24 protein-coding genes are annotated in these 23,433 nt (G+C 59.8%); 10 read left to right on the forward strand and 14 right to left on the reverse strand.

The annotated features are described in order from the left end of the window. Positions 1-3: 3 nt before the first annotated feature. Positions 4-549, reverse strand: coding sequence for a hypothetical protein (locus tag AB5Y71_RS20070; protein ID WP_064338784.1), 546 nt, complete (start codon positions 547-549; stop codon positions 4-6). A gap of 185 nt (positions 550-734) precedes the next feature. Here AB5Y71_RS20070 and AB5Y71_RS20075 point away from each other — a divergent pair, with 185 nt between their 5' ends. Then, positions 735-2,525: a long-chain fatty acid--CoA ligase gene (locus AB5Y71_RS20075; RefSeq protein WP_043825824.1), complete on the forward strand. Its 1,791-nt coding sequence runs from the start codon at positions 735-737 to the stop codon at positions 2,523-2,525. Between the two features lie 81 nt (positions 2,526-2,606). Here AB5Y71_RS20075 and gshA read toward each other — a convergent pair whose 3' ends face one another. The 4 genes from gshA to AB5Y71_RS20095 form a co-directional block, all read right to left on the reverse strand. Beyond that, the gene (gene gshA, locus AB5Y71_RS20080) at positions 2,607-4,205 is read right to left on the reverse strand and encodes a glutamate--cysteine ligase (RefSeq protein WP_368172298.1); all 1,599 of its coding nucleotides are present in this window, start codon (positions 4,203-4,205) and stop codon (positions 2,607-2,609) included. Between the two features lie 61 nt (positions 4,206-4,266). Further along, positions 4,267-7,080, reverse strand: coding sequence for a M16 family metallopeptidase (locus tag AB5Y71_RS20085; protein WP_368172299.1), 2,814 nt, complete (start codon positions 7,078-7,080; stop codon positions 4,267-4,269). Positions 7,081-7,107: 27 nt separating this feature from the next. Then, positions 7,108-7,545: a YqaA family protein gene (locus AB5Y71_RS20090; RefSeq protein ID WP_005348990.1), complete on the reverse strand. Its 438-nt coding sequence runs from the start codon at positions 7,543-7,545 to the stop codon at positions 7,108-7,110. Next, the gene (locus tag AB5Y71_RS20095; RefSeq protein ID WP_368172300.1) at positions 7,542-8,519 is read right to left on the reverse strand and encodes an NADP-dependent oxidoreductase; all 978 of its coding nucleotides are present in this window, start codon (positions 8,517-8,519) and stop codon (positions 7,542-7,544) included. Before AB5Y71_RS20095 ends, AB5Y71_RS20090 begins: the two co-directional genes overlap by 4 nt. Positions 8,520-8,575: 56 nt before the next feature. Between AB5Y71_RS20095 and AB5Y71_RS20100 the strand changes: the two genes are divergently transcribed. After that, the gene (locus AB5Y71_RS20100; RefSeq protein ID WP_005308905.1) at positions 8,576-8,743 is read left to right on the forward strand and encodes a hypothetical protein; all 168 of its coding nucleotides are present in this window, start codon (positions 8,576-8,578) and stop codon (positions 8,741-8,743) included. A gap of 54 nt (positions 8,744-8,797) precedes the next feature. Here AB5Y71_RS20100 and AB5Y71_RS20105 read toward each other — a convergent pair whose 3' ends face one another. Next, complete coding sequence (locus tag AB5Y71_RS20105) at positions 8,798-9,808, reverse strand: Preprotein translocase subunit SecY (protein WP_368172301.1); 1,011 nt, start codon at positions 9,806-9,808, stop codon at positions 8,798-8,800. A 255-nt stretch (positions 9,809-10,063) separates the two neighbouring features. Between AB5Y71_RS20105 and AB5Y71_RS20110 the strand changes: the two genes are divergently transcribed. Both AB5Y71_RS20110 and AB5Y71_RS20115 read left to right on the forward strand, forming a co-directional pair. Beyond that, positions 10,064-10,360: a hypothetical protein gene (locus tag AB5Y71_RS20110; RefSeq protein WP_005348982.1), complete on the forward strand. Its 297-nt coding sequence runs from the start codon at positions 10,064-10,066 to the stop codon at positions 10,358-10,360. A 19-nt stretch (positions 10,361-10,379) separates the two neighbouring features. Continuing rightward, positions 10,380-10,730 carry a hypothetical protein gene (locus AB5Y71_RS20115; RefSeq protein ID WP_368172302.1) on the forward strand — a complete coding sequence of 117 codons (351 nt, stop codon included), beginning with the start codon at positions 10,380-10,382 and terminating at the stop codon, positions 10,728-10,730. A gap of 49 nt (positions 10,731-10,779) precedes the next feature. On the opposite strand, the gene AB5Y71_RS20120 is transcribed toward AB5Y71_RS20115, so the two are convergent. The 4 genes from AB5Y71_RS20120 to rpsF all read right to left on the reverse strand — a co-directional run bounded on the left by AB5Y71_RS20120 (position 10,780) and on the right by rpsF (position 12,768). Then, positions 10,780-11,520: a ferredoxin--NADP reductase gene (locus AB5Y71_RS20120; RefSeq protein ID WP_368172303.1), complete on the reverse strand. Its 741-nt coding sequence runs from the start codon at positions 11,518-11,520 to the stop codon at positions 10,780-10,782. Between the two features lie 101 nt (positions 11,521-11,621). After that, on the reverse strand, positions 11,622-12,068 hold the full coding sequence (gene rplI, locus AB5Y71_RS20125; RefSeq protein WP_005340490.1) for a 50S ribosomal protein L9: 447 nt from the start codon (positions 12,066-12,068) through the stop codon (positions 11,622-11,624). Between the two features lie 52 nt (positions 12,069-12,120). After that, on the reverse strand, positions 12,121-12,351 hold the full coding sequence (gene rpsR, locus AB5Y71_RS20130; protein ID WP_005308890.1) for a 30S ribosomal protein S18: 231 nt from the start codon (positions 12,349-12,351) through the stop codon (positions 12,121-12,123). A gap of 30 nt (positions 12,352-12,381) precedes the next feature. After that, positions 12,382-12,768, reverse strand: a complete 387-nt coding sequence (gene rpsF, locus AB5Y71_RS20135; protein WP_005308887.1) for a 30S ribosomal protein S6 — start codon at positions 12,766-12,768, stop codon at positions 12,382-12,384. A gap of 237 nt (positions 12,769-13,005) precedes the next feature. Here rpsF and AB5Y71_RS20140 point away from each other — a divergent pair, with 237 nt between their 5' ends. The 3 genes from AB5Y71_RS20140 to AB5Y71_RS20150 all read left to right on the forward strand — a co-directional run bounded on the left by AB5Y71_RS20140 (position 13,006) and on the right by AB5Y71_RS20150 (position 15,804). Beyond that, positions 13,006-14,229: an Nramp family divalent metal transporter gene (locus tag AB5Y71_RS20140; protein WP_162511762.1), complete on the forward strand. Its 1,224-nt coding sequence runs from the start codon at positions 13,006-13,008 to the stop codon at positions 14,227-14,229. A 111-nt stretch (positions 14,230-14,340) separates the two neighbouring features. Then, positions 14,341-15,198, forward strand: coding sequence for a hypothetical protein (locus tag AB5Y71_RS20145; RefSeq protein ID WP_368172304.1), 858 nt, complete (start codon positions 14,341-14,343; stop codon positions 15,196-15,198). 162 nt (positions 15,199-15,360) lie between these two features. After that, positions 15,361-15,804 (forward strand): PACE efflux transporter, encoded by a 444-nt coding sequence (locus tag AB5Y71_RS20150; protein WP_064337327.1) that lies wholly within the window; start codon positions 15,361-15,363, stop codon positions 15,802-15,804. Positions 15,805-15,931: 127 nt separating this feature from the next. Here AB5Y71_RS20150 and hupA read toward each other — a convergent pair whose 3' ends face one another. Beyond that, positions 15,932-16,204, reverse strand: a complete 273-nt coding sequence (gene hupA / locus AB5Y71_RS20155; protein WP_005340484.1) for a nucleoid-associated protein HU-alpha — start codon at positions 16,202-16,204, stop codon at positions 15,932-15,934. 337 nt (positions 16,205-16,541) lie between these two features. Between hupA and AB5Y71_RS20160 the strand changes: the two genes are divergently transcribed. Then, a complete protein-coding gene (locus AB5Y71_RS20160; protein ID WP_005340483.1) occupies positions 16,542-17,024 on the forward strand; it encodes an Rsd/AlgQ family anti-sigma factor in 483 nt (160 codons plus the stop codon). A gap of 100 nt (positions 17,025-17,124) precedes the next feature. After that, positions 17,125-17,505 (forward strand): PilZ domain-containing protein, encoded by a 381-nt coding sequence (locus AB5Y71_RS20165; RefSeq protein ID WP_005340482.1) that lies wholly within the window; start codon positions 17,125-17,127, stop codon positions 17,503-17,505. An 81-nt stretch (positions 17,506-17,586) separates the two neighbouring features. Here the strand turns inward: AB5Y71_RS20165 and radA are convergent, their stop codons facing one another. Continuing rightward, on the reverse strand, positions 17,587-18,954 hold the full coding sequence (gene radA, locus AB5Y71_RS20170) for a DNA repair protein RadA (RefSeq protein ID WP_005348973.1): 1,368 nt from the start codon (positions 18,952-18,954) through the stop codon (positions 17,587-17,589). Between the two features lie 100 nt (positions 18,955-19,054). Between radA and AB5Y71_RS20175 the strand changes: the two genes are divergently transcribed. Then, the gene (locus AB5Y71_RS20175) at positions 19,055-21,433 is read left to right on the forward strand and encodes a PilZ domain-containing protein (RefSeq protein ID WP_368172305.1); all 2,379 of its coding nucleotides are present in this window, start codon (positions 19,055-19,057) and stop codon (positions 21,431-21,433) included. Positions 21,434-21,487: 54 nt separating this feature from the next. Here the strand turns inward: AB5Y71_RS20175 and AB5Y71_RS20180 are convergent, their stop codons facing one another. Further along, positions 21,488-22,393 carry an alpha/beta fold hydrolase gene (locus AB5Y71_RS20180; protein WP_368172306.1) on the reverse strand — a complete coding sequence of 302 codons (906 nt, stop codon included), beginning with the start codon at positions 22,391-22,393 and terminating at the stop codon, positions 21,488-21,490. 28 nt (positions 22,394-22,421) lie between these two features. Then, entirely contained in the window at positions 22,422-23,432 is a 1,011-nt protein-coding gene (gene serB, locus AB5Y71_RS20185; protein ID WP_270905227.1) for a phosphoserine phosphatase SerB, read from the reverse strand. Between the last annotated feature and the right edge of the window lies 1 nt (position 23,433).

Consider the following 23,433-nt stretch of genomic DNA (forward strand, 5'->3'; position numbering starts at 1 on the left):
CCCTCAATCGAGGGGGGCGTTGTCCAGTGCGGGATCCTGCAAGGCCAGGGTGGTATGCACCACCGCCTCGAATCCGGCCCCGGAGAGCGGCATATAGAAGCCCCGCAGCCAGGTTTTTCCCGGCATCCAGATCTGGTCGATATCCACCACTATCTTGATGGGCCTGAGAGGCTGCCCCGGCTGCTGGATATAGATACCGGGCGGTGTGGCGACTTTGGGAAAGCGGCGCAGGATCTGCTCGCTGCCATCCCCCTTGCCCGGGTTGAGCCGCACCTTCACCAGCCGGGCAAGCGGACCAGCCATCTCCTTGCTCTGCCAGAATTTCTTCTCCAGATCGCCACAGCGGCGGCACTTGGGGGTCTCCAGCACATAGAGCAGCGGATAGCCCAACGCCAGCGCCTGTTGCTGCGCCTGCTGATACCCCTCGGCCCCCTGATACCAGGGATTGGCGGGCCCCTGTGATGACGTTCCGGCAAAGAACCAAAACGCAGCGCCCCCCACCACCATCAGCCCGACCGCGGCCAACGCCCCTTTCACCCACAGATTCATATCGTTAACCCTCTCTCTGCCTCCTAGCAGTATCGGCCAGTCTGCACAAAGGGAGAGCTATTTGCGCTCTTTGTGATCCAAGACAAACAGCGAACACTTGTAAGCCGTAATGTTGGAGTTTAAACTCTAGCCCGATTTTTAGTGCCCTCGCGGGCGTACAACTGTAATTAAAGGATGTTTAACTGATGCCGAAGCTTCATCTGGTTCGACTGATGCGTGAACGTATTGCCCAGCTTGGCAACAAGGCTGCCCTGCGGGTTCAGCAAGATGGCCAGTGGCGCGCCATCGGCTGGCGTACTCTGGGCCAGGCCATGGACTACTGCGCACAGGCGCTGATCCGGGCCGGCCACCAGCCAACCGAAATGGTCGGCATCTATGCCCGCAACATGCCGGAGTGGACCCAGGCCGATCTCGGCATCCTTGCCGCCCGCGGTGTCAGCGTCCCTATCTACCCCACCAGTACGCTCGATCAGCTGCGCTACATCGTCAAAGATGCCGGCATCAAGGTACTGTTCGTTGGCGAACAACCCCAGTTCGATCAGGCGCTGACCCTGCTGCAAAACGGCGAAATTCGTCAGATCGTCGCTCTCGATGGCAACGTCAACCTGCGCGGCTGCGAGCAGGCGAGCCACTTCCAGACATTTCTGGTCTCCGGCAACCATCAGCCCAGCGAGCAAGAGCTGCGCGAGCGGGAAACCCAGTACCGGATGGATGATCTGCTGACCCTGATCTACACCTCCGGCACCACAGGCGAGCCCAAGGGGGTCATGCTCGACTTCAGCAACATCGCCGCCTGTTTCGAGATGCACAACAGCCGCCTCGATCTGAACGAGCAGGATGTGTCGCTCTGCATGCTGCCGCTCAGCCACGTGTTCGAGCGGGCCTGGAGCTACTACGTGCTCTATTGCGGTGCCGAGAACGTCTATATCCGCGATCCGCAGAAGGTGATGGATGTGATTGGCGAGGTGCAGCCGACCGTGATGTGCGCCGTGCCGCGCCTCTACGAGAAGGCCTATGCCATGATCCAGGCCAAAGTCGCTCAGGCTCCGGCTCTGCGCCGCGCCCTGTTTGGCTGGGCGACCAAGGTCGGCAAGCAGATGGTTGCCACCCGTCAGGCGGGCAAGTCCGCTTCCCCGCTGCTCTACGGCCAGCTCTGGCTCGCCGAGCGACTGGTGTTTCGCAAGCTGCGCGCCCGCTTCGGCGGCCGTACCCGCTTCCTGCCGGTGGCAGGTGCACGTCTTGCCGACGATGTGAACCTCTTCTTCCAGGCGATGGGACTCAACCTCAAGTACGGCTACGGCATGACCGAGACCACCGCCACCGTCTGCTGCTACGAAGACAGCCAGTTCAAGTTGGGCTCCATCGGCACGGCACTGAACGGCATCGAGGTGAAGCTGGGTGAGAACAACGAACTGCTGGTGCGCTCCCCCACCGTAATGCGCGGCTACTACAACAAGCCGGACGCGACCGCCGAGGTGATGACCGAGGATGGCTTCCTGCGTACCGGCGATGCCGGTGAGCTCGACAGCCAGGGCAATATCTACTTCACCGAACGTCTCAAGGAGCTGATGAAGACCTCCAACGGCAAGTACGTAGCACCGCAACTGGTGGAAGGGACCATCGGCAAGGATCGCTTTATCGAGCAGATCGCCATCGTCGCCGATGCCCGCCACTTCGTCTCTGCGCTGATCGTCCCCTGCTTCGAGTCGCTGGAGGAGTACGCCCGCTCCATCAACCTGCAGTACCAGTGCAAGACCGAGCTGCTGCGCCACTCCCGGGTGATGGAGTTCTTCGAAGCCCGCATCGCCGACTTGCAAAAAGAGCTGGCCAAGTTCGAGCAGGTGAAGAAGTTCACCCTGCTGCCGAGCGCCTTCTCAATGGAGCTGGGTGAGCTCACCCCCACCATGAAGCTGCGCCGCAAGATCATCGAGGCCAAGTACCAGAGCGAAATCGAGGCCATGTATAACCACGTCTGATATCGCTCAGGTTCAGAGAAATAAAAAAGCCGCTCACTCGAGCGGCTTTTTGTTGGCACTTTGGTCGGTACGAACCCGCCTTCAGGCCGTGGTGGTACTGGTTCCGAAGTAGTCGGCCAGGAAGTCATCGAACGACAGACTGTCGCTGCGCTCGCGTTCGCGCTGCTTGGCCAGCGAATCCTTCGCCTCACCGGCAAAGTAGGCCTCATCCCAGTACTGCAGCTCCCCTGCCAGCAGCTCCTCGCGATAACGGGTCGCCAGCTTGTCGCCGTAGCAGCCGTTGTCCTTGCCACTCTCCAGCAGCTCCTTGAGCATGCGAGCTGAGTAGGTGAGCTCTGGGTTGAGCAGCTTCTCGCGGTGCATCGCCAGCGTCTCGCGATAGCGGTTGCGGCCACAGCAGCGATCCAGCAGATCGGCCACCTGAGCCAGCTCGTCAAACAGTTTGAGGCCGTACTCTTTGAGGCCAATGACATTGCCCTGCTCATCTTCCAGCGTCAGGCCGGGACGACGCCCTTCCAGCACCACCTTGTTCTGGTTGCGGCGGTTGCGGGCAATCTCCTCGTCACTCAGCACCGGAGAGGGGCGCAGCAGGCACCAGACCAGGAACAGATCGAAGAAGCGGATCTGATCCGCATCGATGCCGAGCGGGGTGAAGGGGTTGACGTCCACGGTACGCAGCTCGATGTATTCGATGCCGCGCTGATCCAGCGCATCCGAGGGCTTCTCGCCGCTGCGCGGGGTGCGCTTGGGGCGGATCGGGGCGTAGAGCTCATTCTCCAGCTGCAACACGTTGTCGTTGAGCTGACGATACTCCCCATCCACCTTGACCCCGATCTTGGCAAAGTCGGGATTGTGGGTGTTGATGGCGCGGCGCAGGCTGCTGACATAGGCCGGCAGATTGTCATGGCTGATCTTGAGCCCAGCCTGGGCGCTGTTGGTATAACCCAGATCAGAGAGACGCAGCGCGGTGGCGTAAGGCAGATAGAGGGTGCCCTTGCCGGTCTTCTCGAACGGCAGGTTGCTCTTTCGCCCTTTGAGGAAGGATTCGCAGATGGCCGGAGAGGCACCAAACAGATAGGGTACCAGCCAGCCGAAGCGGTAGACGTTGCGAATAAGCCCCATGTACTTGTCGGAGATAAAGCGCTGGCTGCAGCACCCTTCGCACACCAGATCCTGCCACTCGCTCCAGAAGCTGTCTGGCATGGAGAAGTTGAAGTGCACTCCGGCGATCACCTGCATCAGGCTGCCGTAGCGGTTCTTCAAGCCCTGACGGTAGAGGGTCTTCATCTTGCCGATATTGGAGCTGCCGTACTGGGCCAGCCGGATACTCTCTTCCCCGCCGACGAAGCAGGGCATGGAGAGCGGCCAAATCCGCTCGTCACCCAGATGCTGAATCACATGGTGATGGATGTCGCCGAGCTGCTCCATCAGGCTGTCGATGGAGTCGGTGGCCGGGGTAATGAACTCCAGCAGGCTCTCCGAGTAGTCGGTGGTGATATTGGGATGGGTCAGGGCCGAGCCCAGCGCCCGGGGATGGTCACTCTGTGCGAGTCGGCCATCCGGCGTGATGCGCAGGCATTCACGTTCGATCCCGCGCCGGATCCCCTTGAGCGCGGTGAGGCGCTCCGGTGATCCCAACGCATTCAGCAACTCGGTGAGCGACAAGCTTGTTGTAGTCATATTCACGGCTCATGTGAGGCCGCCCCATCCGGGGCGGCTCTTGATTTTTATAAAGCGTCAGTTACGGCAACTGCAGCGGATAGATGGGAAGATGAAGCTCCTTCAAGGGTTTTTCAAGCTTTTGCTTGTCTCCCACCACCACGATCACCATGTCGGCCGGATTGAGCCAACGGGCCGCACTGGCCTTCAGCGCCTCGGGCGACACCGTCTTGATCAGGTTGTTCTGGGCCTGCACATAGTCCGGCTTCAGGTCATACATCACCATCTGCAGCAGGAAGCCCGCCTTCTGGCCCAAGGTCTCGTAAGAGAGGGCATCCTGCTGGGAGACCGCGCTGCGCATATAGGCCAGCTCCACCGGGGTCGGGCCGCTCTTGCGGTAGTTGTCCATCTCCTTGAGGAACTGGCGGATGGCATCGACGGTCGCATCGGCCCGCACATTGGCGCCGGTGGCGAAGGTGCCCACCTCGCGGTTGGCGGAGAAACCGGAGCTGGCGCCGTAGGTGTAGCCCTTGTCTTCCCGCAGGTTGAGATTGATGCGGCTGTTGAAGTTACCACCCAGGTTGAAGTTCATCAGCCCGGCGGTGAAGTAATCCCCCGTGGTATCGAACGGCATGGCGCGACGACCGATGCGGATCACCGACTGGGGCGCCCCCGGCTTGTCGACCAGATAGATACCCGGCTTGGCCTGCTCACCCTTGAGCTTGAGATCCCCCAGAGTTGGCGTGGCCCCCTTCCACTCGGTCAGGAAGCCAAGTTGCTCCTCGATCTGCTTCTGGTCCACATCACCGACCACCACCACTTTGGCGTTGGTGGGGTTGTAGTAGGCCTGATAGAAGTGCTTCACGTCCGCCAGGGTCAGCTTGGTCACATCGGCCGCTACCCCGTCGGTAGGTTGACCGAGGCGGTTCTGCTTGCCGTAGACCAGCTCGCGGAACGCCTGCCCGGCCAGCCACTCGGGCTGCTGCTGGGCCTGTTGCATCCCTTGCAGCAGCTGCGCCTTGACCCGTTCGAAGTCCGCCTCCCGCATGCCCGGACGCTCCAGCACCTCGCGCACCAACGCCAGGGTCTGGGGCAACTTGTCCGCCAGCGAGCTGACGGTGATGAGGTTGTTGTACTGGGCGCTGGAGACATCGATGGAAGATCCCAGCTTTTGCAGCTCATCGCTCAGCTGAGCCTCGGTCAGGCGCACCGTGCCCTGCCCCATCATGGCGGCGGTCAGATTGGCCAGTCCAAGCTGCCCCTTATCTTCGGCACGAATACCGCCCGGCAGGGCGATCATGATGGAGACCGCGGGGATCTCGTCACTCTTGGTGCCGATAATCTCGATGTTCTTGTCGAGCTTGCCGTGCCAGATGGCGGGCACCTTGACGCTCACCGCCTCGCTCGCTTTGGGCTGCACGCTGCGATCGAAATTGTCTTTTACCGGTCGTTCGGCCAGCGCCTCGTCATGCTTGCTGTAATCCGGCAGCTCGCGCTTGGCGGGGGTAAAGTTCGGGGTGGCAACCTGCCACTCGGTCTTGCCCTTGGGCACCACGCTCAGCACCACCGCAGGCTTGCCGGCGATGAACTTGTCGTAGGCGGCCTTCACCTGCTCAGGTGTCACCTTACCGATGGCATCCAGCGTCTTGAACACATAGTTGGGGTCCTGGGCAAACACCTGACCCATGGCGAGCTGGCTCACCTTGCCGGAGACGCTATCCAGACCCCAGATGGCGGAGGCGCGGTACTTGGCGATCGCCTTCTCCAGATCTTCCGGCTTGAGGCCGCGCTGGGCGAACTCGCCGATCACCTTGTCCACCTCCCCCTTGAGGGTCTTGAGGCTGCCATCCTGCGACGGATTGGGATAGGCGTAGACGGTCAGGGTACAGGCCAGCTCTTCGCAGTAGTGGGACGCCCCCACATCGATCGCCTTGCCGGTTTTCACCAGCGACTGGTAGAGCATGGAGCTGGCGGAACTGCCCAGCACGTCGGCAAACATGTCGAGCGCAGGCTCCTGCGGATCGCCAAGAGAGACGGTGGGGTAGCTGATATAGAGCAGCGGCAGGTGTACCTTGTCCTGCAGCGTCACATAGCGGGTCTCGGGCAGGGTCACCGGCTTTGGCGTCGGCTCGGCCACGTCCGGGCCGCGCGGGATGGAGCCGAAGTACTTCTCGATCCATTCGAGGGCCTGCTTGCTGTCAAAGTCGCCGCCCAGAGTCAGGGTGGCGTTGTTGGGGCCATACCAGCGCAGGAAGAACTGCTTGAGGTCGTTCACATCGACCCGGTCGAGATCTTCCACGTAACCGATAGGCTGCCAGGAGTAGGGGTGAGTACGCGGATAGAGCGCCTCCCCAACCTTCTCGCTCACCAGCCCGTACGGCTGGTTATCGACCCGCTGGGCCCGTTCGTTCTTGACGGTGGCGCGCTGGATCTCGAACTTCTTCTGGCTCACCGCATCGAGCAGGAAGCCCATCCGATCCGCCTCCAGCCAGAGCACTTTTTCCAGCTGGTTGGCAGGCACAGTTTCGTAGTAGTTGGTGCGGTCCTTGTTGGTGGTGCCGTTCATGTCACCACCGGCCTCGTTGATGATCCGCATATGCTCCTGATCACCGACGTGCTTGGAGCCCTGGAACATCATGTGCTCGAAGAAGTGGGCGAAACCGGACTTGCCGACCGTCTCGCGGGATGAACCGACGTGATAGGTCACATCGAGGTGCACCAGCGGATCGGAGCGGTCGGGAGCCAGGATCACGGTCAGGCCGTTGTCCAGCTTGTACATCTGGTAGGGGATGGCGAGCTTGCCCTCCTCCTTGCCCTGTTCGGCAATCAGGGTCGGTGCCGCCAGCACCGGCAGGGTGAAGCCCAGCAGAATCGTTAAAGGTATGACTTTGTTCACGGTAACCTCGTGAGTGACAAAAACAGGCTAGAAAATATGACTGGCCAGCAGAAAAACCAGGGCATAACGGAACAATTTGCCGAGCCCGATCAGAATGAGAGAGCGCCAGAAGGAGAGGCGCAGCCAACCGGCCAACAGACAGAGACCATCACCGACCACCGGCGTCCAGGCAAGCAGCAGGCACCAGTGACCATGTTGTTTGAGCCAGCCTAAGGCTTTTTGTTCCCCACGGCCTTGAAAATCTTCCGGTTTTTTCTTGAAGGTGGCGAGCCAGCCGAGCCACCAGGTGGTCATGGAGCCGAGGGTATTGCCCAGCGTCGCCCACAGCAGCAGGCTCGCCATGCTCCACTCCCCCTTGGCCGCCATGGCCCCCAGCAGCACTTCCGAGCTGCCGGGCAGCAGGGTGGCTGAGGTGAATGCGCTTAAAAAGAGCCACCCCAGCCCCATCTCCATCATCTCGCTCATCCGGGATAGCCATCGGCCGCAGGCATCCGCAGCAACAGCTTGCCACGCACATGGCCCCCTTCGATGGCCTGGTGGGCCAGCGCCCCCTCGGCCAAGGGGAATTCACCGGCGAGGGTGACCTTCACCTCACCCTGACGCAGCAGCATCAACATCTGCCCCAGCTGCTTCTGGTCGGGGTGAACCAACATGCCGACCACCTCGATACCCGCCGCAGCCCCAGCATCCTTGATCAACTGGGCAGTGATGGTGGGTACCGTCACCAGGCGGCCACCCGACTTGACGCAGGCCAGCGCCGCCTTGCCGCTCTCGCAGCCCACCAGATCCAGCACCAGATCGACCTGACCGGCCTCTGCCACCACCTGTGCTGGCCAGTTCGCATCGTGGTAATCCACCATCCAGCGCGCCCCCAGTGCGTGCAGGAAGCCATGGCTGTCGGGGCTGGCTGTAGCCACCACCTCGGCGCCATAGGCGCTGGCAAACTGCACCGCAAGATGGCCGACACCACCGGCACCGGCGAGGATCAATACCCGCTGACCGCTCTGGAGGCCACCGTGCTCAAACAGCCCCTGCCAGGCGGTGAGACCGGCCAGCGGCAGCGCCGCCCCCTGCTGCAGGTTCACCCCGTCGAGCTTGACCAGCTCGCTCTCGCTTGCCACCACAGACTCCCCGTAGCCACCGGCGGTAAGGGGAAAACCGACCATGCCGCACACCCGATCCCCCTCGATCAGCGAGGTTACGCCGGGGCCTACCTTCTCCACCACGCCGGAGATGTCATAACCCGGTGTCCAGGGCAGCTTGTCCTTGTTCTGGGCCGCCGCCCAGCCAAGACCTGCGCGAGTTTTGGCATCGATGGGATTGACCCCCGCAAAGCAGATGCGTACCCGCACTTCGCCATCGGCTGGCACCTTATCGAGGGAAGGGTTGAGCTTGAGTACCGAGGGGTCACCGAATGCGGTAATCTGTAGTTGCGTCATTGCACAATCCATCCTGTTGATTGATCAAGGGTCAACAGAATAACAGCGAGGACACCATGGCTCGAATGTTTCTTATTCCTCTGTTGCTGGCACTGGGGTGGTGGGCATTTCTGCTCTACTTCCGCATCCCGCTCAAACAGGGGGCCAAGGGGTTTTACTGGATCATCGGCATCGGTGGCGGACTGGCCGCCTTCCTCAGCCTGATGATGGTGCTGACTCACTGAGTGCCACAGCCACTCGATAACGAAAAAGGCCACCGCGTTCCGGTGGCCTTCTCACTATCCGGGTTGCTGCTCCAGCGCCGGATTGAGGTAGTAGTGGCGATTGCTCCCCTGCCCCAGCACCCCTTGCGACAGTAGATGGTGGAACACCCGATCCACCTCCTCCAGCGAGAGTGACAAAGCCTGTGCCACCGAGCGCTTGCTGCACTTGAGCTCACCGCTCACCAGCGCACCGCGCACCTGCGCCAGCACTTCGGGGGCCGGTTCTGGGTGCATGATTGGCTCGGACTGGGCTGCTATCGCCAACGCCTCCTGCGCCTCTCTGCGAGCTTGATCCTGCTGCCAGCGCCACATCCGGCGAAAGCGGTTCTCCTCGCCGATCAGACTAACGAAGAAGGCACCGAACACATCGAGCAGCACCGAGAGGAAGCAGACCAGCAGGAACTGCACCTGACTGATGCTCATCCCCACCCCGTCCGCCAGACTGCTCATCAGCCCCAGCATGGAGGATTGTTCGTTGACCGGCTTGGCATCGCGCTGCTGACGCAGCTCATCCTGCTGCAAGCGCAGCTTGGTGTTGGCGTGCTGCAACGAGGAGACGCCGCTGGAGATGCGCTCCAGCTCGATATATTTGCGGGCCGCCTCCTCGTTGAGCTGGATCTGCCGCTCGATGCTGGCGATCTGCTCGTCGAAACGGGCAAGCTCCCGCTCGTGGCGCGCCTGCTGGCTCAGTACCGTGTTGGTGGCGCTGTTGATGCCACCAATACTGCCGCCGATGGAGATGGCCGCCAACACGCTGTAGAACAACAGCGACCAGAAGGCACCACTCAAATCCCGCCGCGCCTTGCGCTCGCCGTACTCGTACCAGACGTAAAACTTGCCCAGCTCGAAGATGATGGCCAAGCCGCCGAACAGCCACTTCATCAGCGGGTTGTCATCGATGGAGAGGAACAGCAGCAGGGAGAAGATAATGGAGGCCAGAATGGCCAACCCGGTGAAACTGTATACCGTCGTCAGAGCAAACCACCCCTTGGGGTAGCGCAATGTAGAGGAGTCCTGTGTGGTCATGATGAAGGGGTGTGCTGTGCAGGAAAAGTTGGCTGCCGATTATAGTCGCCAGACTCGCTCAGAGAAGGGCAAATGACTGAATTCCTTCAGATTGGCAACCAGCTGCCCAGAGTGCGACCAAAACGGACAAATCGGCAGCAGAAAAGCGATACAATCCCTCCCTGACTTGATCATGTAGTGAGATGGGGAACAGTTCCGCCCGGGTTCAGCTCCGGTCTGTACACTCATCCACCGTTGCAATTATCCGAGGCCATCATGAACAGTAAGACCACTTTGCTACTCTCCCTTCTCCTGGTTACCGGCAGCGCCGCAGCGACCCAGCAATATCAAGAGAGCAGTGGCTCCGAATTCTCCGTCGATGAGCTTAAATTCAATCTGGACTGGGATGACAAGCAGTTCGGCTGGACCCAGAACGACTGCCTCGACTTGGGGGTCGGCGAAACCGCCCCGGCCGACTGCAGGGCGGTCAAATTCAATCTGGAAGATGAAGAGAACCGTAACCAGCCACCGCAAACCAACCAGCTCCCTGCCAACTCGCAAAGTGGCCAATAACGACAGGAGTACCCTTGCGATGACCCAAGCCAAACACAACCCCGTTATCCAGCGTGGCGCCCTGCTGCTCTCCCTGCTGATGGCGCATGGCATCGCGGTTGCAGCACCGCCAAGCAAAAATGGCGATAACATCAAGATCTCCGGTGATGACATCAAGATCAATCTCGACTGGGATGACAAAGAGTACGACTGGTGGCAGGACAACTGCCTGGATCTTGGCATTGGCGACAGCCGGATCAAACTCAACTGCGACAAGATGGATGGCAAGTACCGGGATCACTACAACCGCAGCATCCACAGCGGCAATAACCCCGGCCAAGGTCACGACAAACAGAAGGATAAAAACAAGGGCAACGGCAAGAAGAACTGAACGCCCTCTCCTGATGCAGCAGGGGCCTGGCGCCCCTGTGCTGATTGTTTTACCAATAATTCTCCGCACTGATATTGCCCGGCGCCCGCCGCAGATTCTTGGCCAACCCCAGCGCCAGCAAGGTCTGCTGGGTCTCTTTCACCATCTCCGGATTGCCGCAGATCAGCACCTGACTCAGCTCGGGTGAGAACTCCAACCCCACTCGATCCTGCAACTGACCATTGGCAATCGCCGCCGGGATTCTGCCAGCCATTGCATCGAGCCATTCCTCTCGGCTGACAAAGGGGACATAGCTAAAGCTATCGCCATATTGCTCGGCAAAGCTGGCGATCAAATCCTGATAGCTCAGCTCTTCGCCTTTGCGCACCCCGTGCACCAGCACCAGATTCTCGAAACGGTTGAAGGCCTCGCCCTCGGCCAGCATGGAGAGGAAGGGGCCGATGGCAGTGCCGGTCGAGAGCAACCAGAGATCACGCCCGGCGGGCACCTCATCCAGCGTCAGAAAGCCGGTGGCCTGGGATTGCACCAGCAGGGTATCGCCCGCTTGCAGCGAGCCGAGCGAGGGGGTCAGCTCACCGCTCGGGATCTCGACCATATAGAACTCGTGATATGGCGCAGAGGGGGGATTGACGAAGGAGTAGGCGCGCTGAATGCGGCGATCGCCCTGCTCGAGGGCCAGCTTGGTGAATTGGCCTGCCTTGTAGGGAGCCAGCTCGGCCGCTACCCGCAGGGAGAAAAGGGTGGGTGTCCATTCGATGCGTTCGATGACGCGGCCTTCTACCCAAGCCATAGGGATCTCCTCCAGTGGAACAGACCTTCACTCTACCCTCGGGCCGGAAAATAAAAAACCCGCGCAAGAGCGCGGGTTTTCTCTGCAAAAGCGAATCGCTATTACAGGGCAACAACCTGGATCTGTACGGTTGCTTTAACGTCAGCGTGCAGCTGAACAGCAACTTCGTAGTCACCGGTGTTACGCAGAACGTTGCCCATGCGGACTTCGCTCTTGGCAACGGCTACGCCGGCAGCAGTGATGGCTTCAGCCACGTCACGGGTACCGATGGAACCGAACAGCTTGCCTTCGTCGCCAGACTTGGAAGCGATAACCACGGTAGCCAGTTCGGCCAGCTTGGCAGCACGCTCTTCAGCAGCAGCTTTGTTGGCAGCCAGTTTGGCTTCCAGCTCAGCGCGACGAGCACCGAAAGCTTCGATGTTGGCCTTGGTGGCCATAACAGCTTTGCCTTGCGGGATCAGGTAGTTACGGGCATAACCAGATTTCACGGAAACTTGGTCACCCAGACCGCCCAGTTTGGCGATTTTGTCGAGCAGGATAACTTGCATTACCTTTCCTCTATAAATTTCGTTGAGTTAGGCTTAAGTGCCGGGCCGATTCTTACTTGTTGTGCAGATCGGTGTACGGCAGCAGAGCCAGGTAACGAGCACGCTTGATGGCGCGTGCCAGCTGACGCTGATACTTGGCGCGGGTACCGGTGATACGGCTCGGTACGATCTTGCCAGATTCAGTGATGTAGTTTTTCAGAGTAACGATATCTTTGTAGTCGATCTCGGTAACGTTCTCGGCGGTGAAGCGGCAGAACTTACGACGACGGAAATAACGTGCCATGGCCTTTATCCTCTAGTCAGTGATCCAGAATTACTCTTCGGAAGCAGCTTCAGTAGCTTCTTCGCGGCGCTCGTCGTCACGACGGGTGAAGCGCTCTTCTTTGGCCTTGGCCATCGGAGAAACTTCAGTCACGGCGTGCTTGGTGCGCATGATCATGTTGCGGATAACGGCATCGTTGAAGCGGAAGTTGGTTTCCAGCTCATCGATAACGGCTTGCTCTGCTTCTACGTTCATCAGAACGTAGTGGGCTTTGTGCAGTTTGTCGATCGGGTAAGCCAGCTGACGACGGCCCCAATCTTCCAGGCGATGAATGGTACCACCGGAGGTGGTGATGGCGCCGGTGTAACGCTCGATCATGCCGGGAACTTGCTCGCTCTGGTCCGGATGAACCATGAAGACGATTTCGTAATGACGCATTTTAGCTCCTTACGGATTAATTCAGCCTCCGCCCAGGTGCAGCCAGACCTCGGAGGCAAGGAACATAAAGGTGTTTAGTCGCTGCTTTTCTAGGGCGGCGTATTGTACGAAATCACATCCCTCACTGCAACTGACTGCCTTAAATGTTTTTCCCGATGGAAATCATCAGAAACAACAATTGATAACAATTATCATTTAGATCTATTCTCTCTCCATATCCTTATGGAGGGTGATGCCATGCAACCCGCACTGACGACTACGATTCCAGCCCGCAAATTCAAACTGACCCTGCTCGGGCCTGCCTTTATCGCCGCCATCGGCTATATCGACCCGGGCAACTTCGCCACCAATATTCAGGCGGGCTCTACCTTTGGCTACCAGTTGCTCTGGGTGGTGGTATGGGCCAACCTGATGGCCATGGTGGTGCAAACCCTCTCGGCCAAACTTGGTATCGTCACCGGCAAGAATCTGGCGGAGCACATCCGAGACCGACTGCCAAAACCGGCGGTCTGGGCCTACTGGGTGCAGGCAGAGATCATCGCCATGGCCACCGATCTCGCCGAATTTATCGGCGCCGCAGTCGGCTTCAAGCTGCTGCTTGGCGTGACCTTGCTTGAAGGAGCCTGTATCACCGCCGTAGTGACCTGGGGGATCCTGATGCTGCAATCCCGTGGTCAGAAACCGCTGGAGTTCGTGGTCGGCGGCCTGCTGTTGTTTGTCGCGGCGGCCTACATCGTCGAGCTGATCTTCTCCCGCCCCCATCTGCCCAGCCTGCTGGAGGGCGCCCTCTTCCCCGGTTTGCCCAACAGCGATGCCGTCTATCTGGCCGCCGGTGTGCTCGGTGCTACCGTGATGCCCCACGTTATCTACCTGCACTCGGCACTGACCCAGCACACGCAGGATCAAGGTTCAGTCAGCCAGCGGCTGCACACCACCCGGGTCGATGTGGCGATTGCCATGACCATCGCCGGCTTCGTCAATCTGGCGATGATGGCGATGGCGGCCGCCGCGTTCCACAGCTCGGGCCACCAGCAGGTGGCGGAGCTGGAATCCGCCTATCAGACCCTCACTCCGCTGCTGGGTCAGGCTGCCGCCACCCTGTTTGGCCTCTCGCTGGTCGCCTCCGGTATCAGCTCTACCGTGGTGGGCACCCTGGCCGGGCAAGTGGTGATGCAGGGCTTTGTCCGCTTTACCATCCCGCTCTGGCTGCGTCGCGCCATCACCATGGCTCCCGCCTTCGTGGTAATCGCCATGGGACTCAACACCACCGAAATTCTGGTGTTGAGTCAGGTGATCCTGAGCTTTGGCATCGCGCTGGCCCTGATCCCGCTGTTGATGCTGACCGGCGATCGGGCGCTGATGGGGCAACATCGCAACCATCCGGTCACACAAGCCATCGGCCGCCTTATCGTTGCGCTGGTGATCGGCCTCAATGCCTATCTGTTGGTCGCCATGATCTAGCGAACCGTCAAACCGAGAAGAGGGGCTCATTAACTCTGGTTAATGAGCCTCTTCGCACTTTGGCGTATGCTGCCGCTTTCTCTTCTCATTTATCGTTGCGGGAGCCTTGCCATGGAACACACCCGAGCCAGCTTCGTACTGGGCCATCATCAAGAGCAGGCCAGCGTGGTCTGCTGCCTGCGCGGTGACACCACGCTGCTGGTCACCGACCTCACCCCCTTTCATCCCCAGAGCCACCTCTGGCCCGATCAGCCGGGGGATGTGGGCAATGCTCGCTGGGAAGGGGGCGAAGCAACCATTGGCCCTTGCCGGATGGGGGCCATCAGCCCGGATGGCGAGCTGTTCGTCGATACCGCCATTCCGGTCAAGCGGGGCGCAGAGGGGTGGCGTTTCGTGGTGGTCCACCCGCTGACCGGAGACCACGCGCTAGCCGTTGGCAGCCAGGTCGAATTGCAAGTAGATAGCGCCGCCCGCCATGCCCTGAGTCTGGGCCATAGCGGCTGCCATCTGGCGGCACTAGCCCTCAACAGGGTACTCATCCCCTACTGGCGCAAGGAGGTAAGCGAGCGTGATGCACTGGGCCAGCCCGACTTCGACCGCCTGGCTATTCAAAGCTCGCGGGTCGAACCTTGCGGTTCGCGGGAGCAGTACCGAATCGGCAAGAGCCTGCGCAAGAAAGGGGCCAACAGCGAGGCGCTGCTGGCAGATTTGGCGGTGATTGAAGAGAAGGTCAACCAGCAACTGGCCGACTGGATCACAGCCGGAGGCGAGATCCGCCGTAGCCGCGCTGGCGAGGCGATCATCGATTCCCGTTACTGGCACTGCATGCTGGAAGGCCAGGAGGTGACCATTCCCTGTGGTGGCACTCATGTTGCCTCGCTCGCCGAGTTGGGGGCGGTCAAGGTAGAGCTCACACAAGTGGAAGAGGGCTTTGCCATGCTGACACGGGTCACGCCAACCGACGCCTGAGTCGCAGACTTGATCACTCAGGGCTAACGCCCAAATTGGCAATAGAGACGTATCGCAAAGAGGGGGCATCATCATGCCCCTCAACGCCAGTCACGACGGGCCGATGCTTCTCTTTTAACCGCTCCCTGATTAGAATGCGCCTCCCACAGGAGGCATATCCCCATGAGTAGTACTCAACTTCGCACCACCCCGGATCGACTTCGCTATCTGGTTCTCTACGAAGGCATCGGGCTGGCACTGGTCGCACCGCTGATCAGCCAGCTGTTCGGTCAAGGCGTCGCCGAGGTCGGTTCGCTGGCCATCTTCTTCTCCATCGTCGCCACCGCCTGGACCTATGGCTGGAACCTGTTGTTCGACAAGGGGTTGCTCAAACTGTGCGGGCGCACCAACAAGCGACCACTGGACCGCTTCCTGCACGCGTTTGGCTATGAAGCGAGCTTTATGATGCTCTCCCTCCCCTGCGTCATGTTCTGGCTCGATCTGGGGGTCTGGGACGCCCTGATGCTGGATCTCGGCTTCGTCGCCTTCTACCTCGTCTACATCATGGTCTTTACCTGGGCCTATGAGCGGATCTGGCCGCTGCCATCCACTCCGCAAACGGCATAAGGCCTCAGCCGCAACGAGGCCGACAGAAGGAAAAGTCTGGAAGGACGAATAGGAAGGATGGGAGAATCCCATAAAAACAATGCCAGTCAGCGAGCTGACTGGCATTGGACAAAACAGACTTTCGGACTTACTTGACGGCGTCTTTCAGAGCCTTGCCAGCCACGAATGAAGGCACGTTGGCAGCAGCAATCTGGATCTCTTTACCAGTTTGCGGGTTACGACCGGTGCGGCCTGCGCGGTGGGTGACCTTGAAGGTGCCAAAACCGACCAGTTGCACAGCATCGCCTTCTTTCAAGCTCTGGGTAATACCATTGATGATCTCTTCCAGAGCCACTTTGGCCTGAGCTTTGCTCAGATCTGCTTTGGCGGCAATCGCATCGACAAGTTGAGCTTTGTTCATAACATTTCCTTTATGATCGGGCATTTAGCGCTGGGTCACTCTATGCAAAAAAAAACGCACAGGCAAAGCCTTTATCGAGCCGAACGCGTCAAACGCTGGGGTTTTCATCAAGATCTGCGGAAATAGTCACATTCCACACGCGAAAAACCGTGAGCAGGCCTGAAACCTGCTAGCACGCAGACACAATCCACTGACTATTTCTTCGCCACTTAACATTATCCCCCCATGGCTATTGACGCTTGCCCAGATTTTCCCTAGTTATAGGTTGTGTCACTGCTCAAACGGCTCGGAATACCGAACAATCGGCCAGCCTTTGCCCCACGGAGGGATAGGGATTATGTTGACGAAACTGGAACAGACCAAGCAGGCGCTGGCAGGCAAGCATAAGGCTATCGACGACTGGCTGGATGCAAGGCAAGCGTTGCTGGTCGGATACATGCAGCTGGCAGGCCTCACTCCGGCGCGGACCAAGCAACGCAGCCTGCCCAAAACAGAAGAGCTGCATCAGTTTTGCGACCGCCTGGTCGACTATGTCAGTGCGGGCCATTTCGAAATCTACCACCACGTCGTCACCGCCTTCGAGCAAGCCAGCGGCGAAACACTGGAGCTGGCCAAACGCATCTATCCCCATATTCGTACCAGCACCGAATTCGCCCTCGAGTTCAACGACAAATACAGTGATGCCGACGAGGCCCAATTGCTGCTACTGGATGATGATCTCAATGAGTTGGGTCCGGTTCTGGAAGAGCGGTTCAAACAGGAAGATCGCCTGGTCAAGGCGCTTCATGTAGTGGAATCCTTGAGTACCCAGCAAGCCTGAATACCATTTTCGGAGCAAGTTCAAGATACTGGCAACCAAGGTGGATTACACTCAGAGCAATGACCCTAGCGTCCACACTTATTGCATACAGGAGATGAGCATGTCTGAGCGCCGCCGTTTTGCACGGATCCTCTACTTGACCATGGCAGAACTCACCCAGGGGGAACAGAAGTGGCAGACCCAGCTTGTCGATGTCTCCTTGCAAGGGGCCCTGCTGATCCGCCCCGACGACTGGGAGAGCCGTGACAACAAGGAGTACCAGCTCAGCTTTATCCTGAGCGGTAGCGATATCGAGATCAAAATGCAGGTCGAGCTGACCCACGAAGCCAGCAAGAAGCTGGGTTTCTACTGCCACCACATCGATATCGACAGTGCCACCCATCTCAAGCGGATGATCGAGCTTAACGTTGGCGACGAAGAGCTGCTCCACCGCGAGCTGGAACAACTGCTGAGCGAGCATCTGGAACACAGCCAGCCCTGATGGCAGGTTCCAGCCCATAAAAAAGAGCGCCGAGGCGCTCTTTTTCCGTTGTGCTGTTGTATCGATTGCAATGCTGAGGGATTACAGCGCCTCGAGTGCCTCAGACAGCTTCTTGACCGGCACCACTTCCATCCCTTCGATGGGATGCTTGGGGGCATTGGCGTGCGGCACGATGGCACGACGAAAACCGTGCTTGGCCGCCTCCTGCAACCGCTCCTGACCGGATGGCACAGGGCGAATTTCACCGGAAAGACCCACTTCGCCGAACACCACCAGATCCTTGGGCAGCGCCTGATCCCGGAAGCTGGAGACCATCGCCAGCAGCAGCGCCAGGTCCGCACTGGTCTCCTCGACCTTGACACCGCCAACCACGTTGATGAAGACATCCTGATCCGCCATCTGCAACCCGCCGTGACGGTGCAGCACCGCCAGCAACATGGCGAGCCTGTTGTGATCCATCCCCACCGCCACCCTGCGCGGGTTGGAGAGCTGGGAGTAGTCCACCAGCGCCTGCAGCTCCACCAGCAGCGGTCGGGTGCCCTCCCAGATCACCATGACGATGGAACCGGGCGCCTGCTCCTGCCCTCGGCTGAGGAAGATAGCGGAGGGATTGCTCACCTCGCGCATCCCCTGCTCGGTCATGGCAAAAACCCCCAGCTCGTTGACCGCACCGAAGCGGTTCTTGTGGGAACGCAGAGTCCGAAAACGGGAGTCATGGCCACCATCAAGCAGCACAGAGCAGTCGATGCAGTGTTCCAGCACCTTGGGGCCCGCCAGACTGCCATCCTTGGTCACATGGCCCACCATAAAGATGGCCACATGGTTCTGTTTGGCATAGCGGGTCAGCAGCGCTGCTGCTTCGCGCACCTGCGAGACAGAACCGGGGGACGATTGCACATCCGCCACATGCATCACCTGAATGGAGTCAATCACCATGATCTGCGGCTGCTCCTGCTGGGCAATCAGGCAGATCTGCTCGACGCTGGTCTCGGAGAGCATCCGCAGTTTGTCGGTGGGTAGCCCAAGGCGGTTGGCCCGCATCGCCACCTGCTGGAGCGACTCCTCACCGGTGACATAGAGGGTTTTCATCCGTTCAGCGAGACCACACATGGTCTGCAGCAACAAGGTCGACTTGCCCGCCCCCGGGTTGCCGCCGATCAGAATGGCTGAGCCTGGCACCACACCGCCACCAAGCACCCGATCCAGCTCCTTGAAACCTGAGGTAAAACGGGGAATTTCGGTGGTGGCGATCTCTGCCAGTGTCTGTACCTGACTGCCGACCGCGCCGGCATAACCGGAGTAACGGGCACTCTTGCCAGCGGGGCTCACCGAACCGAGGCGCACCTCGGTAATGGTATTCCACTCTTTGCACTCGCTGCATTGACCTTGCCAGCGTGTGAAGTCGGCACCACATTCGGAACAAACATAAGCAGTTTTATTTTTGGCCATTGATAACTCGGGGACAGGATGAATTCCTGCTTGATATACTTGTTTGCGACCGACAGATCAAACCCAGAATCGGAAAAGTGACTTTCCGTGGCAGGAACAAATGGATTCAGAACACCAGCAACATCTGATTGAACAACTCGTCCCCTTGCTGCGGGAGAAAGATTTCGAGGAGATCTTCAACCGCATGACTCAGGAGGAAAACAGCAACAGCCGTTTTCTGATCAAGATGGAGCTCAAGCGCAAGTGCTCTCCCTGCCGCAGGGTCATCGACATGCGCGATGAGCTGGAGGATGAGTGCCTGGTGCATGAGTTCGACGGCATCACCCACTTCATGCCCGCCGAGGCGATCGGCCTGTTTCAGTCCCAGTGCTATCTCTACCGCGATATCTATACCCTCGGTGTCTACGAGGCGCTGCAACAGTGGCAAAAACAGCACCACAACGCCCGCGTGGATGGTCAGCTGTCGCCCCCGGCCAGCCCCTTCCGGCAATATGATGTCAACACCATTGCCTTTGCCAGCTACTACGGCCGCCGTCAGGAGCGGATGCACTTCAGCTCGCCGGTGCTGATCAAGTTTCAGGACGGGGAAAAGTTGTTCGCTAAGAGTTCCGATCTCTCGCTGGGTGGCATGCGGGTCTCGGTTCCCTATCTGCCGAACTATCACACTGGCGCCCAGGTTGAGGTCTTCTTTACCGGACTGGAGCGGGACACCCCCAATCCGGTGCTGCATCAGCCGGTCGGCTATCAGATCCTTGGCGAAGAGAGCAAAGAGGGGAAATACTGGCTGCGGCTGGTGCGATCCGGCGAACAGCCCGCCTTCGATGCCTTCCTCAGCGACTTTATCGATGCCAACAAGATCCGCTATCGGGTCAGCGTCGACTATCTGCTCTCCGCCGCCATCATCAAAGGGTATGAGCAGTTCTATCTGCCACGGATGACCGGCATGCCGCTCTTCTTCGGCACCGGCGACAGCCCCAATCTCGAGATAGCCCTGCGTACGGAAAACAACCAGCACCTGCTGGAGTATTGGCGCGATGAAAAAAACCGCGATGCCCTCGCGGGCCTTTTCAGCGCAGAGCGGATGAAACGGCTCTGCCCGGCCCCCGGCACCACCACCGAGACCATCATCTACTGCTTTACCCACACGGTGCGCAGCCACATCTACTTCTTCTCCGCCACCGCCGAGGAGCTGCGCCAGAGTGGCCTCACCGCCCTCTTCTTCCAGGTGGGCTCACGCCGCCCCAGCTGGCGAGTCTACAAGTTCACGCTGGAGGCATGCGATCTGGTCGAGGCGGATGTGGGACAACTGCAGGGGCAGGACAACCCGCAGTTACAAGACATCCTGCTGCTCGAGCGGCTCAAACAGATCGGCTATTGCGGTCTGCTGCAGGAGATCGGACTGGAGTCCCAGCGAGAAGAGTTCCATCAGGAAGGGGTCAGCAACAACGCCAACGAGCTGCAACGCTTTGGTCACGAGCAGGGGGTTGCCCCATTCGAGATCGAGACCCTGCACTATGTTCAGCTGCGCAAGGAGTCGCGCTACATCCACAAGACCGCGGTCGCCATCCACCACAACGGCAAATCCTGGATCGGCTGGACCCGCGACATCTCGACTCACGGCCTGCAAATCGAGCTGGAAGATGCCTTTATCGGCGAGAAAAACGATGTGGTAACCATCGCCCTGCCCCGCTTGCAGGAGCTCTCCAAGAGCATGGATCTGCAGCGCCTCTCCTACCGGCTGGTCAGCCTCAACATGACCCGCACCGTGCTGCATCTCTGCATCGAAGGGGATTCGGATCGCCATACCGGCCGCCAGTTCTTCAGCCTGCTGATCGAGAGCAACCAGAACAAGCTCAAGGCGGCGCAGGAGCAGCGCCGCTATCGCGGGCTGGCGCGGGCACTGCGCAACATCTATACCCACCACCTGTTCAACTCACCGGTCTACGTCAACAAGCTGAAAGGCGCGCCCAAACCGGCCTCCATTGGCAAGTCGCTGCAACCGCGCAGTCTGCAGCGGCTGCTGCAAGCCTGTGCCGAGCTGCCGGAGCAGGAGAACCTCTATCCGCTGTTTCAGGGGGAGCTGCTCAAGGAGCTGCTGATGAACCCGCTGCGCGCCATCGAGCGGGAGGACAAACCGAGAGAGGACGAGGTCTATATCGCCAGCATCCAGACCAAGGCTGGCCTGCCCATCTTCAGCAGCCGGCTGGCCAGCAGCTTTGCCAACCTAAAAGAGAAGCGTCAGTTCATCGAGCTGGCGCAGCAACAGGGGGAGTTCTACTCGGTGCTGGTCGGCATCTCCCGTACCGGACGGCCCGACACCAACTTCATCGCCAACGAGCTGGACTACATCGCCAAGTTCGCCATCCACAAGGCGCGCAAGCTGGAAGAGGAGCTATGGAGCGTGGTGGGGGTGGGCGAACTGACCGATACCACCCAGGCCACCCTGTTCCGCTTTGGCATCACGCCGCCGCTGAACTGAAGATCCGGAAACAGACAAAAATGAAACAGGGCGCTTGAGGCGCCCTGTTTTTTGTCATGCCGCCTGCGGGTTGAGCAGCCAATCGAGGATCTGTGGGAAGTGATCCTCCTGGGCCTGCGGGGCGGTCAGCATATTGATGTGGTCATAATCGAGGCGGTTGCCATTATCCCGCCCCAATCGGGTGTGACGTGTGGCCGAACCCATCTCGTCGCTGAAGCGGCGCACATCGGTCGGGTGACCCAGCACCTTGTCCGCTTTGGCCGAAATCATCCAGAGCGGTGGCCAGTTGACCCGTGCCGCCGCCTCGCCATAGGCAAAACCGTCGTGAGGATCCTGCCAGGGGCCGCACTTGACCCAGGGGATGGTCTCCTGCAGATAGCGCAACGGCTCGTCGTCAGCACCGATCTTTAGAGTGCGAGCAGCCAGAAAACCACGGCGGCGAGCCAACCAAGGGGCCAGCCGATTCCAGATAAGATCCACCTTCAGCCAACGCTCGGGATTGTGCACCGACACGCCGCGCTTGGTGCCAAAAAACAGCAGACTGACCACCTGCTCCGCCAGCTCGGGGAAGCGCACCAGGGTCGAGGCCATGATGACACCGCCCCAGGAGTGGGCCACCCAGTGCACCTTGAAGCCATGATGGCGCTCGGCAATCCAGCGCTGCAGGGCGGGCAGATCCTCGGTAATCAGCTCATGCTGACCGTGCTCCGCCTGCTCGGCGATGGCAGGAGTGCTGAGCCCCCGCCCCCGCAAATCAGCCACATAGACCTGATAGCCGTGACGGGCCAGAAAGCAGGCCAGCCCCTTGCCCGATTCGGTATAGAAGATCCGCCCGTTCTCGATGGCGCCATGCACCATCAGGATCGGATCTCCATGCACGGCGACCCGGGGTTTGATGTGGCGCACATGCAATTGATGGCCACCACAGGGGATAAACAGAGACTGCTGCAACAATTCCATTTTTATTGGTTTCCTCCTTGAAACACTGTCAGCGCTTGTCCCAACGTTGCTCGCTGCAGGCCCGCGCCGCCAGCAGGCAGATCACCCCCTCCAGATCGTGATGATTGAGGGTGGCCGCCGCCTGCGCCCGCACCAGCGGCTTGGCGTGAATGGCGATGCCAAGGCCCGCGATCCCCATCATTTTGAGATCGTTGGCACCATCGCCGATGGCCACGGTCTGGTCGGCAGCAATGCCGTACTCCTGAGCAAGCTGCTGCAACACCTCGGCCTTGACGCTGGCGTCGACGATGCGCCCGCTCACCTTACCGGTCAGCTGACCCCCTTCCACCGCCAGCTCGTTGGCGAAGATGGCATCGAGCCCCAGCTCACGCTGCAACTGGCCAGCAAAACGGGTAAAACCGCCGGAGGCGATGGCAACACGCCACCCCGCCTGTTTGAGGGTATCGACCATCAGCTGCAAGCCCGGCATCCAAGGCATCCATGCCGCCACCTCGTCGAGAATGGTGACCGGCGCCCCTGCCAGCAGGGCCACCCTATTGCGCAGGCTGTCGGAAAACTCCAGCTTGCCCTGCATGGCTGCGGCCGTCACTGCCGCCACCTGCTCGCCAACCCCGGCAAGCCGAGCAATCTCGTCGATGCACTCGATGCGGATCGCGGTGGAGTCCATGTCCATCACCAGCAGGCCGGGCTCCTTCAGGGTCGGTAGCGCGGGCAGATGGCAGAGATCGATCTCCCACTCACCGCTCTTGAGCTCGGCCACCAGCTCGGAAGAGAAGCGATCGCAGCCAAGCAGCAGCAACGGCACGCCCGCCACCTCGGTGGGAGGATAGAGGGTGGCCGCCAACTTCTGTGCAGCCAACAGTGGCGACAGACGCGCCAGATGGGAGGCGCCCAGCCCCTTGCCAAACAGCACCAACCAGCCGCCAGCCTGCGGAGTCTCTGTCGGTTGCAACGCATCTGCGTGGAGCTGCCAACAGGGTGAGCCGGACAACAACGCGGGCCAATCGGATAACAGAGGGGGGAGCCGGGACAACAACATA

It is taken from the genome of Aeromonas sp. R9-2 (genome assembly GCF_040908025.1).
GTDB classification, from domain to species: Bacteria; Pseudomonadota; Gammaproteobacteria; order Enterobacterales; family Aeromonadaceae; genus Aeromonas; species Aeromonas veronii.